Source organism: Clostridiaceae bacterium HFYG-1003 (assembly GCA_024579835.1).
In the GTDB taxonomy this organism is placed as follows: Bacteria; Bacillota; Clostridia; order Clostridiales; family Clostridiaceae; genus JG1575.
Genome location: CP102060.1, coordinates 1,373,809 through 1,391,569, shown reverse-complemented (window position 1 = coordinate 1,391,569; position 17,761 = coordinate 1,373,809). Strand labels below are relative to the sequence as shown.

Genomic DNA, 17,761 nt, shown 5'->3' with positions numbered 1-17,761 from the left:
ATGATGCAATTAACGACACAACAGTTCAAAGATGACTTCAAGCGGACACTGTTGAGAAAATTCCCAGTGGAGCTGGAAGAGGCTTCAGATTATGAGCTGTTCCAGACCTTGGGATCCCTGGTCAAGGAGTACCAGGCAGAGAACTGGTCGAAAACACAGAAAAAGTACAAGCAATATAAAGAAAAGCAGGCCTACTATTTTTCCATCGAGTTTCTCCTGGGACGACTTTTGGGCAGCAACCTGCTTAACTTAGGTATCCGGGAAACCGCTAAGGCGGGACTGCGGGAACTGGGACTGGATCTGGAGAAGATCGAGGCCTATGAAGTGGACCCCGGCCTGGGCAATGGGGGATTGGGCCGACTGGCAGCCTGTTTTATGGATTCCATGGCATCCTCGGGAATTCCGGGATCCGGCATGGGAATCCGTTATAAATACGGACTGTTCCGGCAGAAGTTCGTGAATGGCTATCAGGTCGAGCTGCCTGAAAATTGGCTGCGGGACGGCAATGTCTGGGAATATCGGCGATCGGATGAAGCGCTGACCGTGAAATTCTACGGCGATGCCTGGATGGAACCTCAGGCGGACGGATCCCTCAAATGCCATCACAATGGTTATGAGGAAGTTCTGGCAGTACCCTATGATACGGCCATGATCGGATATGAGAATAAAACCGTAAATTCACTGCGGCTCTGGTCCGCGGAAGAACCCTATCTGGCCACCGGCTCGGTTTCGACCGATCTGACCGGTTTTCATTCCGGACTGGAACGCAAACGGAGCATTGAAGCAATATCCGAAGCCCTTTATCCGGATGATTCCAATTACGAAGGACGTCTGCTGCGGTTGAAACAGGAATATTTCTTTGTGTCAGCCGGTGTTCAGGATATCATCCGGCGATTTAAGGAATTGGGCGAACCCATTCATACCATCCATGAATTTGTGGCGATCCACATCAATGACACCCATCCGGCCCTGTGCATTCCTGAATTCATGAGAATTCTGCTGGATGAGGAGAAGCTGGAGTGGGAAGACGCCTGGGCAATTACCCAGAAAACCATGAGTTACACCAATCACACGATCATGTCCGAAGCATTGGAAAAGTGGCCGCTGGACATGATGAAGAATCTGCTTCCGCGGATCTATCTGGTTATTGAAGCCATTGATCAGAGAATGCGCCGCAAGATTTTGCAGAAGACAAAGGACCCGGTTCTGGTAGATTCCATGGCGGTAATCGGAAATGGACAGGTCCGGATGGCTCACATGGCCATTTTCGGTAGCCACTCCATTAACGGTGTCGCCAAGCTTCATACCGATATACTGACGAAGCAGGAATTGAAAGATTTTTATAAGCTGTATCCCTACAAGTTCAATAACAAGACAAATGGCATCGCGCACCGGCGCTGGCTGATGCTGGCCAACGAAGAGCTTTCCGAACTCCTCGATGATACCATTGGCACATCCTGGCGGCGCAACCCCTCCGATCTGAAATTGTTCAAGGAATACAAGCGCAATTCTCAAGTCCAGGAAGAAGTGGAGAAAATCAAGCACCACAACAAGGAACGCCTGGCCCGCTTCATTTTGTCAGCCAACCAGATTCAGGTGGATCCGTCCTCCATTTTTGATGTCCATATTAAGCGGCTTCATGCCTACAAACGGCAGCTGCTCAATGCGATGCATATCCTGCACCTGTATCATGAGATCCTGGAGAATCCAAATTTCACCATGCAGCCCAGGACGTTTCTGTTTGCGGCCAAGGCAGCCCCGGGATATTTCTACGCCAAGCAGATCATTAAGTTCATCAACAGCCTGGCGAAGCAGATTAATCACGATCCGAGGGTGAAAGGCCTGATTAAAGTCGTCTTCCTGGAAAACTACGGCGTGACTCTGGCGGAAAAAATCATTCCGGCAACGGAAGTCTCCGAACAGATCTCCACAACCACGAAGGAAGCCTCGGGCACCTCCAACATGAAGTTCATGATGAACGGAGCTGTCACGCTGGCAACGCTGGACGGAGCCAACGTTGAAATTCTGCGGGAAGTAGGGGACCCCAACATCGTGATTTTCGGACTCAATGAGCACGAAGTCCTGGATTATTACCGCAATGGCGGCTATGTCGCCCGAGATATCTACAATTCCAATTCGAATGTCAAACGAGTGCTGGATTCCTTAACCAACGGGTTTATTCCCGGAATCCAGACGGAAGGCTGGGATATTTTCCGCTCCCTGGTGGATTACAACGATGAGTATTTCCTGCTGAAGGATTTCGATTCCTATGTCGAAGCCCAGGCTAAAATCAACAACCTTTATAAGGACCGGTTCGTCTGGAACAAGATGTCCATTGAAAACATCTCTTCCTCCGGCGCGTTTTCCGCGGACAATACGGTCCGTCAGTATGCGGTGGGAATCTGGGGAACCAGAAGCTATGAACGATAGGATAATATATGAGCAGTCTCCATGAGATTTATTTCAATTCACATGATCTAAACTGTAAAAATCCCTTCGGGGCAGTGACGCCGGATACCAGCATCGGATTTGAAATTCAGACCGGAGCGTTGAATCAGGTGACCTGCTACCTGAATTACTACCATGAAAAAGCGGGGGAGAAACAGGTACGAACGCTCCTCATGAACCGGGCGGGTGGCAGCCATACTGCCACCCTTGTTCCTGATGCTACGGGATTATGGTTCTACTGGTTTTCCGTCAGTATCCAGGGTCATACCACCTTTTTCGGCAACAGTCATGATGCTTTGGGCGGGCTGGCAGTCCCCTACGAGCAGGAGTTTCGCCTGCGGCCCTTTCAGATTACGGTTCATGAATATACCAGACCGGCTCCTGACTGGTATAAGAACGCCATTTTTTATCAGATATTTCCGGATCGATTTTTCAACGGCAATGACGATGGCCGCATCTCCAATCCAAAGCCGGGAAGCTTTTTGTATGCCAACTGGTACGACTCCCCCTGCTATGTGAAAAACACCAAAGGTGAAATCGAGCGCTGGGAGTTTTCCGGCGGAAATCTGGAAGGCATCAGAAAAAAGGTGGGATATCTCAAAGGCCTGGGAATCACGGGAATCTATCTGAATCCTATCTTTGAAGCCCGGTCGAACCATCGCTATGACACCGGAGACTATCATAAAATTGATCCGATGCTGGGCACCAATGAGATGTTTTCGGAACTGATGGAAGAACTGAATCGGGAAGGGATCAACGTGATCCTGGATGGAGTCTTCAACCACACGGGGGATGATTCCCGCTACTTCAACGCCAGAGGGACCTATGACACCACTGGGGCGTCTCAGAGCCTGAAATCTCCATATATTGACTGGTATAACTTCCGCCAGTACCCCTCGAGCTACGAATGCTGGTGGGGTGTTACAGACCTTCCCAATGTCAATGAAAGCAGTCCCAGTTATCAGCATTTCATTATGAATGATGAAAACGGGGTGGTGCCTTACTGGCTACGGATGGGGGTCAGGGGATGGCGGCTGGACGTAGCGGATGAACTGCCGGATTTCTTTATCCGGGGAATCAGACAGGCGATGGACCGGCTGGACAACAGTCATGAGCTGGTGCTGATCGGAGAAGTCTGGGAAGATGCCTCCAATAAAATTGCCTATTCCACTCGGCGGGAATATTTCCTGGGACATGAACTCCACGGCGTCATGAATTATCCGATGAAGGACTCCATCATACGGTATCTGAACGGGCAGATCCGGGCAGAGGATATTTACCGCATCCTCATGTCATTAAAAGAAAATTACCCCAGGGAAGCCTTCTATTCCAATTTAAACTCCCTGGGTACTCATGACACGCGCAGAATCCGGACCGAGTTCAACAGCAATGTGCTGCTGCGCCTGGCGGTGCATCTTTTGCTGACGCTGCCGGGTGTACCCTGCATCTACTACGGCGATGAAGCCGGCCTCCAGGGAGAACGGGATCCCCATAATCGAGCGACCTTCCCTTGGGGCCGGGAAGATCAGGAAGTCCTGGCGATGTATCAGGCTGCCATCAGACTCCGGCAGAGCGATCCAATATTCACCCATGGTGAATTTTATCCATTCTTCCAGGAACCGATCTTCGGTTATATACGAACCGATGGAACAACGCATCACCTTTTTGCCTGCAATCCGACTTCAGTTCAGCAGGAGATTCATCAAGAAGTTCCGCTTCTGGGAATCGTCCATCAGACCATTCCACCGTATGAATTTATCCATTTCATCTCCGAGGCGGGATCGAATCGAATCGACAGCTCAAAATCATAACAGATTTTGAGCTGTTCGTTTTTCATAACTATATTTTTGACAAGCGAACAGACTACAAGGCAAAGACGTTGTGATATAACCCCAATTCCCGGAAATAGTATAGTCTACACCTTCGGTTTGATCTCCCAATTGGGTGACATAGATGTTGGATTTCCCTCGAATTAAGTCACAGAGCCGATTTCATATGAGATGGCTCTGTGACTTAATTTATTTTTATCTTGCTTATTACCCCTCTGTAGACTACAATATAAGTAGTCTACAGAGGAGGGATATTATGGCAATGCTCAATATTTCAATCCCAATTCCCACGGAGCGCATCACCTACAAAAAAGATGGCCCGGATAAGCCCAGACGCGTCTATCATGTCGAAAAACGCTACAGAAACGCATTGGGTACCCCTACAGCCAAGGAAGTTGCCATTGGCAAAGAGGATCCTACTCGTCCCGGTTGGATGATCCCCAATGAACGATTCACTGAGTTCTATCCGCTGCCAGTCGATGCCATTTCCCTGACCCCGCCTCAAGAGGTTCTGGCGGCTGGTCATATCGCTCTGTTGTGGCAGCGAGCTGAGGCTATTGGATTGACCAAGGCTTTACAACAGGTATTTCCCTTGCAGGCACAAGAGCTTTTGGCGATGGCCATCTATATGGTCTGCGAAGGCAATGTCATGATGAATCTGGATCTGTTCATCCGGGAGAGCCTACTTTCTACAAGGCTCAGTCTGAATTCCCAGCGCAGCAGCGAACTGTTTGCACAGATCAGCGAAGAGCAGCGCTTTCGGTTTTTTAAGCTCTGGAGTGCTCTCCACAAAGACGAGGAACAGACCCTGGCTTATGATGTGACGAGCATATCGACCTATGCGGAGATCCAAATGGCAGAGTACGGCTATAATCGGGATCAGGAAACCCTACCGCAACTCAACATCGGCATGCTCTATGGCACCAAGACAGCCCTCCCGCTTTGCTATGAGATCTACAGCGGAAGTATCGTGGACAAGGCCTTTTTCCCCTATATGATGGAATTGGGCGAATTGGTCGGTCTCAATGATTTGTTCTACATCATGGATCGAGGCTTTCTCACCCTGGACAATCTGAGCTTCATGGCCCAGAACCAACTCAATTTCCTGATGGCTGCTCCCAAATCCCAGAAAATCTATCGTCAGGCATTAATCGAGGCAACCGCGGTGATCCGTCACTCTCGTTATCACATCCCCCAGACCAGCTGCTATGGACTGTCCAAAGTGATCCAGATCAATGAGTTGCCCTATACCCTCCACATCTACCTGAACACATCCAGTGCGGCGGATGAAGAAGCCCGGATCTACCAGCATGTTGATCGTCTCGAGGAAGAGCTGCAAAATCAGATGAAGCCCATCAGTATTACTCGGTATAACAAGTATTATGATGTGACACGCAATGCATCACCGATTGAGGAGTACGAACGCAATCACGAGAAGATCACCGAGATGATTGAGCTGGCCGGCATGTTCTGCCTGCTGAGCAATACCCAGGATAAGAGCGCAGAGGAGGCACTACGACTTTATGGGCGACGGGACATGGTGGAGAAGGCCTTCCAGAATTTAAAAAACAGCATCGACTATGACCGCTTTCTGACGCACACAGAAAAGACGACAGAAGGGAAAGCCTTTGTCGCCTTTTTGAGTCTTATTCTGTGGTCGGATTTGACCAATCATGGGAAAAACAGCGGGGAGAAATCCATCAACCGGTTGGTCAAACAGATGGGAACGATCAAGCGGACCGATTATGGATCAGGCTGCAGTTTGCTCCAGCCACTGACCAGGAAACAAAAGGACATTCTTAGCGCGTTCGCCATCGAACCGGAGGAATTTCTTCAAACCATTCTCCACTTTGAAGTATAGACTATAGAATTCCCAGGAATTTGGGATATAATTAAAACATCATAAACACAGCCTGTTTATAAACAAAACTTAAGAAAAACAAAAGGAATGGTGATTATTTGATGGAAATTCTTGACAAGGTAAAAGGAATTGAGGATTATATCATTTCATTCAGAAGAAAGCTTCATGAAAATCCTGAACTGAGCGGAAAAGAATTTGAAACTCAAAAGAGCATTATGGAAGAATTGGATCAGCTTGGAATTCCTTACCGCAAAGTTGGATCAGCTTCATTGATCGCAACCCTCAAGGGCGGAAAACCCGGCAAAACAGTTGCCCTGCGTGGTGACATTGATGCCCTTCCCATCATTGAAGAAGCAGATGTTGAGTTTAAATCCAAGAATCATGGAATCATGCATGCCTGCGGTCATGACGCTCATGGAGCAATGCTTTTGGGCGCAGCGAAAATCCTTTCAGAAATGAAGGATGAGATTCCCGGTGAAGTCCGCTTCTTCTTCCAGGAAGGGGAAGAAACCTTCAGCGGTGCCAAGAAGATTGTCGCAGAAGGCGGTATGGACGGGGTCGATGCTGCGTTCGCACTTCATGGCATGAGTGATCTGGATACCGGATATGCCAATATACAGGATGGATACCGCATGGCTGGCTGCGACACCATCTATATTAAATTCGAAGGAATCTCAGGGCATGGATCAACGCCCCACAATGCAAAGGATACGATCTATCCGGCCGCTCAGTTTGTCCTGGAGATGCAGGGAATTGTTACGAAGAACAATGATGCGCAAAATCCCCTCGTCATGTCCGTTGGCAAGTTTCATGGCGGCACAAAAGCCAATATTATTGCCAAATTTACCGAACTTGACATCACCCTGCGTTATTTCAATCCGAAATCAAGGGAAATAGCTCATGCAGCCATCAAGCGTCATGCCAAAGCGATTGCCGATGCCTGGGAATTGAAAGTCGATGTTAATATCGAAGAAAGCGCTCTGAGCCTTTACAATGACCCTTCAATTGCCGCCATTGCCCGCAAGTCCTACGAAAAAATCGCCGGACCGGATAAACAAAAGGATTTAAACCGTTATATGGGCTCTGAGGATGCACCGTACTACTTCCAGAAAGCACCTGGCGCATTTGCGTTCCTTGGGTTCAAGAACCCCGCCATCGATGCCATATACGCCCCACATCATGAACGCTTCAAGATTGATGAAGATTACATGAAGTACGGTACAGCCCTCCATGTTCAGTTTGCGCTGGATTTCCTGAATCAGGATTAATCTCTCTGCTTCAGCGAAACCGACAGGGCAACCCAGGATCCGGGATCTGCATGACAAAGCGCGGCAGCCTTGAACAACATGACAACGGCTAAATCACAAAGGGATATCACAAAGGCAAATCACAAAGGCAAATCACAAAGGGTATATCACATCGTAATTAAACCCACAAAAAGGAACTTCGGCTGAAGGTCCTTTTTGTGGGTTTTTCCAATGAAAGCTGATTTAGAAGATCAGATCCTGGTGTGACGCTTACTGGATTGCGGACGATCCAAAAAGCATTAGATCCATGAAGGGTTAGGTCCACGAAACAAGATCCATCAGATCCCAATAAACAGTACACCATAGAAAAGGATCCTTGAACCAGAAGAGTTTCCTGCAGGAATTGAAATCCGGGAGGAGAGCCGATCGATCGCATCAGAACGATCAGGAGAGATTAAAAGTTGGAGCGATTGATGACTCCCTGCCGTTTTCGTTCCTCTGCCAGTTTCTTTCGCTTTTCATCTCGGATCAGCTGTTCTTCTTCCAGCAGTTTGCGGGCAGTACGAAGTTGAGCCTGCTTTTTTCTGGAGCGTCTCATCAAGTTGAATGTTCGAATGGTAAGAACCAGTATGATTAGGAAGAATAAGACTACTCCTATTTGAAGAATCCAGCGAAGAATTTGATCGAGAAGGCTCTCCTGGGGAAGTGAATCCGTCGTCTCATCGGGGTTCACGGACCGGTTCGAGAGCAGATTGACAGATCCGATGACTTTGTTATAAACAACAACTTCGGCGCTGCCCATAAGTTGATTTTCTTTGATGTTTTCATCCTGGTACTCCGCTGGGATGAAGTTCAGGGAGAATTCCGGTGTAATTGTGCCATTCGGAATCAAATGGTAGACATCTGCTTCCGCTTTTAAATCCAGGATGTTTCCGTCTGACAACGGAAGATTGGAAATGATCGAATCTTTCTTGATCAGCTGGACTGCCTGAAAGTTCTGGAAACACCAGTCAAACAAGGTCTTCGAATTGACATAGCCTGCTTCGCTGGTTTGTGAATGCCCGAGAGCGACAATAAATTGACCTTGCTCGGTCTGTACAGTACCGACGTAGCTGTTGTCCAGCGGCTGGTCAAACGTGCCTTCCTTGGCAAAGCCTGCGACAAGCTGAGGAAGATGAAATTCGGAGTCGGGGTTGAACTGCTGATTCGTATTCTGAATGGTTCTCGGTTCGGGTACCATATTGCTGGGCACAAAGGAATAAGTGGTCTGCCGATTCAACTGTGTCAGCAGCGGATAGGCCAGCGAAGCACGCATAACTTTTCCCAGGTCTCGCGTCGTCGTATAGTCCGTTGTGACGGAAGCTGTCAAATAGGTAGTCACAGTTGTATCACTAAGGCTTAAATCAGTGATTTTCTGACGGATGGCTTCAATGAACTGACCGTCATTTTCAAAGATGGATGAAAGAGCCACTGCTGCATCCTGGGAATTCGCCAGGAGGATGGAGCTGAGCAGTTGTCTTACGGAAAGGCGCTCACCGGACTTCAAGCCGGCTGCACCGGAAGGTCCTGTAATTTTCGTGCTCATTTGTTGGGCCTCCTGTGAGACGAGCACAAAATCATCGGGATTCTTCTCGTCCAGGACAACCATGGCAATGAGCATCGGCAGCATCGCGTCCGTCGAGATCCGTTCCTCAGGCTGTTTGGCATAAAGTTCAGTTCCGGTCCGCGCATCCATGACAAATACAGAATTGGAAGTCACAGACGGTACAGCCGGGATTTGATCCAATCCATAGGCTGTTCTTGCAGAAAACGGCTGAAGCAAAAACAGAAATGCCAGAAGCATCAGAATGAATTTATGATAATAGTGATTCTTAATAGTAATGATAAGGCAGCACCTCCAAGATCCTCAGCGCTTTACTACCGCCGGTTGCGGCTGAGTGCGTCGCCTGCGAGGCATCTCTTAAAATTATAGCAAATCCCACCCCAAATAACTATTGAAACATCAGAAGGATTCATTCTTCCATTTCAAACTGGAATTCCTGAACGAACAGCTTGTGATCCTGTCTGGCGGGTTTGGGTAAGAAAGATGGTTTTTTAGTAGATTTGACCAGCCTGATCGGCGAAGCGATGTTTAGATCAAGAATGAATCCGGAAATATCATCAGAGAGATTTCGAATCCGTTGAGAAGGGCGGAATAAATGTTCAGGAAGAGCTGAACGGGAACGAAAGATCCGGTTTCCCATTCTCAGGGGTGGGCCTATTCTTGAGAACATTACGGAACCGATCAATAGGAAGGGGAGATTACTTAATAATTTTTCCGACAGGAGCGGAGGAAATAGATGATATGCATGCAATGAGAGGTTGGAATAGGATCCCGGGAATGAGTCGGTGGGAGGGCAGTGCCATGTCGGAGATGTCAGTAGTGACGTCCGCTGACTTCCACAGGAACGGGGCAGAAATGACAGATCGACCTCAGCGGGTCCACGGCAAGTTTAGAGACGCTGTAAGATGGGCAGTAATGTTATTCACCCTCCAGTGTTCGCGCAGAGCACAGAGGCGCAGGACTATTGTGGCATGGATGATGATACTGATGCTGGTATGTCTCTCAGGGTGCCGAATTGCCGGCGGGACTCAAGGAATTCGGGTTTCCACCAAAGTTGAGGATTTAGAATCGATCGCTGATTCATCCAAAATCAGCACTTCGACTTCAAAAACAGCCGAATCAGGGGAAACTCAAGGGGAAAGCTCTCGGAGTGCCCTGATTGTGTGTGAGGCAAAAGGTCAGGTTCAACAGCCGGGGGTTTATGATTTACCCGAAGGAAGCCGGGTTTCGGACCTGATTCGAATGGGTGGCGGAATTTCACATTCCGGGTCTCTGGATTGGGTCAATCAGGCCAGAAAGCTCAGTGACGGAGAGGTGGTATTCATCCCGCCGTCCGGTATCAAGAAAGAAGAGTATGAAGCGATGACCATTGGAGGAGCGAGCGCTTCCCCGGAAAGTACTTCCGCCGCTGGAGAAGAGAAGACGAGTCAGATCGACATTAATACAGCGACTGAAGATCAGTTGCAGACAGTTCCGGGAATTGGCCCGGTGACGGCGAAAAACATCGTGGATTACAGAACTCAGAACGGACCCTTCAAAACCCTGGAAGAATTAAAAAATGTAAATCGAATTGGGGATAAAACATACGATAAACTCAAGGATTATTTTATGGTTTCTCCATGAAGCCTGATCGGTAAATGCAGTTTATGCTGGAATGTATGAGATAAATGAAAGATCGATGGCACAAGGTGACAACTTATAAAGAAATGACGAATCAAAGGTCATAAAAATTTCATCATCGAATTTTTAATTAATTTAAAAAATATCGCCTTACTATCTAAACTGTTAATTAATAAGGGATATTAATGCCTCGTTTTATAAATCAGCTAATTCTTCCCATTCCAAATGGACGGAATCAGTGATAACATAATAACATCATGAGAAAGTGAGCTGATACAATGCGATTTGGTTTATATCTCAAAGGCGGCGGCGCAAAAGGCGCATTTCAGGCTGGAATCCTTTGTGCTTTCTGGCAAAGGGGTGTTCGGTATTCCGTCGTTGCAGGAACTTCCATCGGTGCCATCAATGGCTGGTATGTCATGCACAATGCCTATCCGGAGCTGGAACGGCTGTATAAGAATATGGCTCCCCAGTATCAGGATTTGACTTTTTCCGGAAAAGTGATCGATAACTCCTACCTGATGGAGGATCTCAGGAAAGTCCCTGGTACCCAAAATCATCAAATTGAGGCCTTTTACGTCAACTACAGTCAGGTGAAGGACGGCAAGCTAAAGGAAATAACGGAGGATATCAAGGGAGCTGACTCTTCCTATGCTCTCGAACGAATTCGCTGGAGTTCCTTATTGCCCTACAATTACCCGGAGATGTCTGTGGATGAGTTCCGACGCCATGCCGGCGAAACGGACCTGAGTCTCAAATTCAAAGAGGATTTGGGAAACCACATTTATGATGGTTTTCAACTCGATGGGGGAATGACAAATAATGCCCTCATTCGCAATGTGTTCCATCATTCCGGAGAACGCGTCATCATCATTGGGTATAACGGCAGCCGCGATGAGTATCTGGAATGCCTCAAGGCACTTCCGGTGTCCGAGCGGGAACGGATCATCTATATTTCAGCTGATGAACCGTTTGGTGTATCCGATACTTATAACTTTGATCCGAAATTCCTATCCCAGCGCTTTCAGGAAGGATACGAAAAAGGCATCAATTATCCCCTGGTCAAATTAATCAGCGCGTAGCAATTATTAATAGTAAGACAACGAGAATCCCCTGCCGCGGCAGGGGATTCTCGTTGTCTTACGGGGGAGAGTGCCTCCGAGTATTTATGTTTTACAAGGTTTTGGAACTCATGAACTAATATTGAAATCAAAACTGAAAATCAAACTGAAATTCACGAGACATTTCGCAAAAAACTAATCTGGGAATTAGGCAGGGACGCAATCCTGGAAATTGATCGGGACACCTGTCAGAAAATGAGCTTTGTAAAAAGCCAGGAAATTTCATCGATTTATTCGGAGAAGAAATCTGGAAAAAGCTCACGAAGCGTCTTCCCAATTTCACCATTGATCTCGGTAACACCAGGGCTCAGTGCGTAAGGGGTAGGATCCCGATTGATGATGACGACCGGGAGCTTTTTCTCCAGGAAGAGGGTCGGAAGGGAGGCTGCCGGGTAGACCCGCAGGGAAGTTCCAAGCACCAGGAGGAGATCACATTGATCAGCGGTCATCCAGGCATCACCAATTCGGGGGACACTTTCATCAAACAGAACCACATCGGGACGAATAAGCCCTCCGCATTCACAATGGGGCGACTGCCCCGGGGTCATCATTTGTATCGGATCATAAGGCGTTTCACATTTGTCACAGTAATACCGCTTCAGTGTTCCATGCAGTTCTATTACCCGTTCCGATCCGGCCTCTAAATGAAGTGAATCGATGTTCTGAGTAATGATTGCATGGACTTTGCCGGTGGCTTCCAGATGAGCCAGCAGACGATAGGACTCATCCGGAAGGATTCCGGTATAGTTTAGTCTGGTTCTGAGGTAATCGTAAAAAAGTTCCGTCTGATTGAGATAAAAATCATGGGACAGAATGGTTTCCGGGTTGTAGCCAAAGAAATTCTGGCTGTATAAGCCGTTTTTTGACCGGAAATCGGGAATTCCTGCTTCGGTGGACAGGCCAGCACCTGACATGACCAGGATGCGCTGGGCAGAGTCCAGCTTCATGCGAGCTGTTCGGATCATCTTATCTTCCATTTGATCACCGCCTTTCGAGGTAGTCATTTTATTATATTCCGACAGGAAGGAAACAAAAAGGTCATCAAGTGATGACCTTTTTGATGGATTATACGGAGAGAATGGCCTCCTCCAGAAGCTTGATGCCGATGTTCAAGCGCCGGAGAGATTCCTCACGGCCCAAAATATCCGCGATTTCGAACGCTCCGCCGGGCGTATACTGCATTCCGGAGAGAGCGGTTCGAACCGGCCAGAGCATCTGTCCGTTCTTAATGCCCATCTCCTGAGCCAGCCCCATCAGTGCGTCATGAATTCTCTGGTAGTCCCACTCTGGAAGTGATTCCAGAACGGGCAGAGCTTTCTGCAGGGAGGTCAGTGCAATTTCGGGAGTGGTTTTCATTTTTTTATGGACGTGCATGGCGGTATCGTAAACGGGGAGTTCTTTCAGGAACTCAATTTGTCCGGGAATTTCCGACAGAACTTCTGTCCGTTCGTGCAGCACGGTTGCGATTTTTCGAGTGTCCAGCTCAGTTCCCGCTGTAACTTGTTCGATCCAGGGGAGAACGACAGCATGGAATGTTTCTGCATCCATCGCCTTGAGATACTGCTGATTCATCCAGCGCAGCTTGGCGTTGTCGAAGATGGCGGGGGATTTGTTGATTTTATGATAGTCAAATACACGGATCAGATCCTCCAGCGAGAAAATCTCATCGTTTGTACCGGGATTCCATCCCAGCAGCGCAATATAGTTGAGAACCGCTTCCGGCAGATAGCCTTTGTCTAAAAGATCCTGGAAGGAGGCGTCGCCGCTGCGCTTTGACAGCTTGTTCTGAGCATCTTTCATAATGGGCGGGCAGTGGACATAGATCGGAATGTCCCAGCCAAAGGCCTCATAAAGGCGATTGTACTTGGGGGCGGAGGAAAGGTACTCGGATCCGCGCACGACATGACTGATCTCCATCAGGTGATCATCGACGACGTTGGCAAAGTTATAGGTCGGCAGACCGTCACTTTTCAGAAGAACCATGTCTTCCAGTTCCTGATTGTCGACCGTGATTTTGCCATAAATGGCATCCTCAAACACCGTTTCGCCCTCGGTCGGGTTGTTCTGGCGGATGACATACGGCATGCCGGAAGCCAGCTTTTCGGCGATTTCCTCCTTAGTCAGGTGGAGACAGTGCTTATCATACTTGAAGGGCCGCTTTAAGGCTTCGGAGTGGGCCCGAAGCGTATCCAGACGTTCCTTGTCGCAGAAGCAGTAATAGGCCTCTCCCTTTTCCACGAGCTCTTCGGCATATTTCTTATAGATTGGGCGACGTTCAGACTGGATGTACGGGCCATAGCCCTTGTCTTTATCCGGACCTTCATCATAATGCAGACCCGACTTTTCCAGCGAATTCAAGACGACATCGACAGAGCCTTCCACGAAGCGCTCCTGATCCGTGTCTTCGATTCTGAGAATAAAGTCGCCGCCTTCGTGCTTGGCGATCAGGTACTCATATAAGGCGGTTCTCAGGTTTCCGATATGCATGTATCCAGTGGGACTGGGGGCAAACCGTGTTCTGATTTTCATATTTCCAACTCCTAACATTAAAAAAATCCGACATTACTCGGAATAAATCTCTGACTTTATTATACATGAAAAGGCGGACTCAGTGAACCCAGCGCAGGAAGATCCCATCGGATGACAAAACTTTCGTTCCCTGGAGATCGGTGCGGAAAGAGGGGAGATTCTGTTCCTGGATCATTGCCAGTACTTCCGGAGAGGGATGACCGAAAGGGTTATTAACACCACAGCTGATGCCGATCAGCAGGGGATTCAATTTTTGTAAAAAAAACGGGGTACAGGATGTGGCTGAGCCATGGTGGCCCGCTCTCAGAAAATCAATTCGAATATCGGGGATTTGGGAAAATTCATCTTTTTCCAGATCAGCCAGAAACAGGCAGCGGATGTTCTGATACTGCATCAGCCAGACACTGGAATAGTTATTTGGGTTTTCGTAGGATTTGAGCAGCGGGTGGAGGCAGGTCATGGACCAGTCAGCCTGTTCCAGTTTCATGCCCCGATGGGGATGAATTACCGGGATTCTGCAGTCTTCCAAATGCTGCCTGATGTCGGCCAACAGGTCGTTGCCGGCAAGGTCGTGCGGCAGCATCACCTGTTTCACTTCGAAGTTGTCAAGCACCATCCTTGCTCCCCCCAGATGATCATCATGAGGATGCGTCAGAATCAGGAGATCCAATGAATGGATCCCCAGGTCCTGGAGATAGCGTTTGAGAGTGAGGGAACACTCCGGTGGGCCGCAGTCAATTAAAATACGCTGATCCTGAAACTCAATCAGAGTGGAATCGCCTTGCCCCACATCAATGACATGAATTTTGACCGGATCCCGGTTCATCAGAATCGGCAGGTTGGCGTATATGGCTTGATTGCCTGAAATTAGACAGGAGCAGCGCTGCGAGCCAAAGACCGACAGCAGCGTCAAGGTCAGCAGCACCGGAAGGACGAAAGCCAGGATCCAGCGCAGGCAGCGAGGTTTTGCTCTCAAGCGATGCCGTAATCGGGCAAGTTGAATTTTCCATTGCAGCCAGTGTTTCAACTGTTGTCACCTCCTCAACAGACTATGATATAATAGTTCCGTTTCAGCAGAATATGATACAATCGAAGCAGAATAAGTTGTAATGGAGAAAAACAATGGGAACTGTAACCACCCTCATACGATATGCTCCCTCATTTGTCGGGTTTGCACTGCGCAAACTGACCTTTAATCAGGAGAAGAAAAAACTGGATGTCAAGGAACTTAGGTTAAGAGCTTACCACATTATCCGCAATCATACGGATTCGATCCTTGGAGCGGCCAAAGCCAATGTTATTACGGAAGGCAAGGAAAACATCCCGAAGCAAGGTCCCGTCCTTTTTGTCGGTAACCATCAGAGTCTGTTTGACGTGGTGGCTCATTTGAACCAGATGGATCAACCCACCATTTTTGTGGCCAAGAAAGAACTGGAAAGCTGGCCAGTCTTCGGCAAGTGGATGACTGACATGGGCTGTCTGTTTCTGGATCGGGAAGATCCAAGGGCTGCTGTCCAGATCATCAACGAAGCGGCCAGAAGAATGCGGGAAGAGGGCGTCAACGGAGTCATTTATCCGGAAGGAACCAGATCCCGCTCCAGCCAGGTCCATGAATTCCAGAAGGGAAGCTTTAAGCTGGCGGAAAAAGCGAAGGCACCGGTTGTACCGGTGATGATCGACGGAGCCTATCGCGTTTTTGAAGGTGAAGGCAAGCTTCAGGAAAATCAGACAATCTATATGAAATTCCTCCCGCCGATCTATCTGGATCAGCTGACCAAGGAAGAGGAAAAGGTGATCCATAAAACGGTCAGACACATGATTGAAGAGGAGATTCGACTTCTCCATGAAGCCAAGGGGATTTCCTGAAGAAATCCCTGGTACTATTGAACAGCTTGAACGTCGCGAAAATGCCGGGTGACCCCGGCATCTTCTTTTTTGTTCTCCAAAATATATTTGGGACATAATAACTTTCTATCTGTCTATTTACGAACAGAAAAGGCCGGCTACTTTTGGACGATTGGTTCCGGCAATAAAACACTTCAGGTCACTTGATCCCTCAGGAATTTCATCCGGAAAGACAATGAAAGCTGAATCGAGACAAGGATCACTTCAGGTGCTGACTTCACGGTAAAGTAAAAAGCCCTTTCAGCCTCGGACCCTGATGAATCAGGGGGTGGCCAAAAGGGCGATTGTTTGAATCCTAAGTGCCAAAATCCATTTCAATGGACTTCAGCAGCCTGCTGCAGACTAGAGCCGAACGTTGCGGTCGACTGGCTGAGACAGGGAAATGAATGTATCTGTTCTCTGAACTCCGGGAATCAGGTTGATGCTGCTCAGCAGCAGTTCCTGCAGGTGAGAAATGTTTTTGCAGATAACTTTCGCGAAAAGCGTGTAAGCTCCCGTGGTGTAGTGAAGTTCAACAATCTCTTTGATTTTGCCCATTTCACTGACTGCATCCTGGAATGACGAAGTCTTGTCCAGATATACGCCGATGAAACAGCATACATCATATCCAAGCTTGGACATATCAAGAAGAATCTTGGTTCCCTTAATAATCCCCAGATCTTCCATTTTCTTCATGCGAACATGGATTGTACCTCCAGAGACATGACAAATTCTGGCGATTTCCAGGTAAGGTGTTCTTGCATCCTTGATCAAAATATCAAGAATCTGCAGATCCAGATCGTCCAATTGTACACTTGCTGCCATAAAGTTCCCTCAACTCCCTTATTGATTAAAAAATTACCCAGGTTTTCTTTATAAATAAATGAATCCGAAGTAGAAGCTCGAAATATTGCCAATTTTCTGCCTCGATACGTTTTAATTATAACCATTTGAATTTAATTGTAAAGGGGTTTTTTCACTTTTGTTATGAAACTATTAAAAAAAGTTCGATAAGTAGCCTTAATCCTTTTTGGAAACCCTTTTAATCTGTTTATATTATAAATATCAAATTCGTATAACTATACATCGATATGATTCTCATAAAAATATTGGCCTGTATCATGAATTTTTTAAGAAGGTGAGTTCTTCGCTTGGATAATCGCTCGTGATTCAAGGAAAAGACTTGAAACAGATCCGGCTTTTCATTAAAATAGATTTGTGTCTGTGAGGGAGGAATTCATATGAGACTTACTAACAATCTGATCCTGGACGTGATTCTCACGGTGCTTTATGCATTTTTAGTCATGATTGCGTTCAATCTCGCCAATATCTATTACCTGAGGAAAGTCAGTATGAACAAATGGTATATGCTGGCAGCATCCATCGTCCTGTTCGGAGCCGCGCTGGCACTGCTCGCGTATTATCCGAATTCACTCTGGCATCTGATTCCTTTGACGTTCTCGCTGTTTGCTTTTTTATGGTTCTTTGATCTGCGCCGCAAGCTGAAGATTAAAAAGACGACAAAGCAAATCGTCATGAAGCCAAAGGCCAAGCCAAACCGCGCAAAGCTGGCTTCAAAACCAGATGTGACAGAGAACAACAAGAAGAAGTAACCACGC

At 47.7% G+C, this 17,761-nt stretch carries 13 protein-coding genes; 8 read left to right on the top strand and 5 right to left on the bottom strand.

The features are described 5' to 3' along the window. Positions 1 to 3: 3 nt before the first annotated feature. The 4 genes from NQU17_06285 to NQU17_06270 all read left to right on the top strand — a co-directional run bounded on the left by NQU17_06285 (position 4) and on the right by NQU17_06270 (position 7,406). Positions 4 to 2,430: a glycogen/starch/alpha-glucan phosphorylase gene (locus tag NQU17_06285; GenBank protein UUM13474.1), complete on the top strand. Its 2,427-nt coding sequence runs from the start codon at positions 4 to 6 to the stop codon at positions 2,428 to 2,430. 8 nt (positions 2,431 to 2,438) lie between these two features. Continuing rightward, positions 2,439 to 4,259, top strand: a complete 1,821-nt coding sequence (locus tag NQU17_06280) for a glycoside hydrolase family 13 protein (protein UUM13161.1) — start codon at positions 2,439 to 2,441, stop codon at positions 4,257 to 4,259. Positions 4,260 to 4,533: 274 nt separating this feature from the next. Further along, positions 4,534 to 6,138 carry a transposase gene (locus NQU17_06275; protein UUM13160.1) on the top strand — a complete coding sequence of 535 codons (1,605 nt, stop codon included), beginning with the start codon at positions 4,534 to 4,536 and terminating at the stop codon, positions 6,136 to 6,138. Between the two features lie 101 nt (positions 6,139 to 6,239). Next, entirely contained in the window at positions 6,240 to 7,406 is a 1,167-nt protein-coding gene (locus NQU17_06270; GenBank protein ID UUM13159.1) for an amidohydrolase, read from the top strand. A 433-nt stretch (positions 7,407 to 7,839) separates the two neighbouring features. Here the strand turns inward: NQU17_06270 and NQU17_06265 are convergent, their stop codons facing one another. Further along, complete coding sequence (locus NQU17_06265; GenBank protein ID UUM13158.1) at positions 7,840 to 9,228, bottom strand: hypothetical protein; 1,389 nt, start codon at positions 9,226 to 9,228, stop codon at positions 7,840 to 7,842. 735 nt (positions 9,229 to 9,963) lie between these two features. On the opposite strand from NQU17_06265, the gene NQU17_06260 reads away from it, so the two are divergent. Continuing rightward, positions 9,964 to 10,611, top strand: coding sequence for a helix-hairpin-helix domain-containing protein (locus tag NQU17_06260; GenBank protein ID UUM13473.1), 648 nt, complete (start codon positions 9,964 to 9,966; stop codon positions 10,609 to 10,611). 275 nt (positions 10,612 to 10,886) lie between these two features. Continuing rightward, the gene (locus tag NQU17_06255; GenBank protein UUM13157.1) at positions 10,887 to 11,690 is read left to right on the top strand and encodes a patatin-like phospholipase family protein; all 804 of its coding nucleotides are present in this window, start codon (positions 10,887 to 10,889) and stop codon (positions 11,688 to 11,690) included. Between the two features lie 269 nt (positions 11,691 to 11,959). Here NQU17_06255 and NQU17_06250 read toward each other — a convergent pair whose 3' ends face one another. The 3 genes from NQU17_06250 to NQU17_06240 form a co-directional block, all read right to left on the bottom strand. Then, positions 11,960 to 12,706 carry an NAD-dependent protein deacylase gene (locus NQU17_06250; GenBank protein ID UUM13156.1) on the bottom strand — a complete coding sequence of 249 codons (747 nt, stop codon included), beginning with the start codon at positions 12,704 to 12,706 and terminating at the stop codon, positions 11,960 to 11,962. 88 nt (positions 12,707 to 12,794) lie between these two features. Continuing rightward, on the bottom strand, positions 12,795 to 14,276 hold the full coding sequence (gene gltX, locus NQU17_06245) for a glutamate--tRNA ligase (GenBank protein UUM13155.1): 1,482 nt from the start codon (positions 14,274 to 14,276) through the stop codon (positions 12,795 to 12,797). 61 nt (positions 14,277 to 14,337) lie between these two features. Next, positions 14,338 to 15,234, bottom strand: a complete 897-nt coding sequence (locus NQU17_06240; protein ID UUM13154.1) for an MBL fold metallo-hydrolase — start codon at positions 15,232 to 15,234, stop codon at positions 14,338 to 14,340. Between the two features lie 146 nt (positions 15,235 to 15,380). On the opposite strand from NQU17_06240, the gene NQU17_06235 reads away from it, so the two are divergent. After that, entirely contained in the window at positions 15,381 to 16,124 is a 744-nt protein-coding gene (locus NQU17_06235; GenBank protein UUM13153.1) for a 1-acyl-sn-glycerol-3-phosphate acyltransferase, read from the top strand. A gap of 381 nt (positions 16,125 to 16,505) precedes the next feature. On the opposite strand, the gene NQU17_06230 is transcribed toward NQU17_06235, so the two are convergent. Next, a complete protein-coding gene (locus tag NQU17_06230; protein ID UUM13152.1) occupies positions 16,506 to 16,967 on the bottom strand; it encodes an Lrp/AsnC ligand binding domain-containing protein in 462 nt (153 codons plus the stop codon). Between the two features lie 416 nt (positions 16,968 to 17,383). Here NQU17_06230 and NQU17_06225 point away from each other — a divergent pair, with 416 nt between their 5' ends. Continuing rightward, positions 17,384 to 17,755, top strand: coding sequence for a hypothetical protein (locus tag NQU17_06225; protein ID UUM13151.1), 372 nt, complete (start codon positions 17,384 to 17,386; stop codon positions 17,753 to 17,755). Positions 17,756 to 17,761 lie beyond the last annotated feature (6 nt).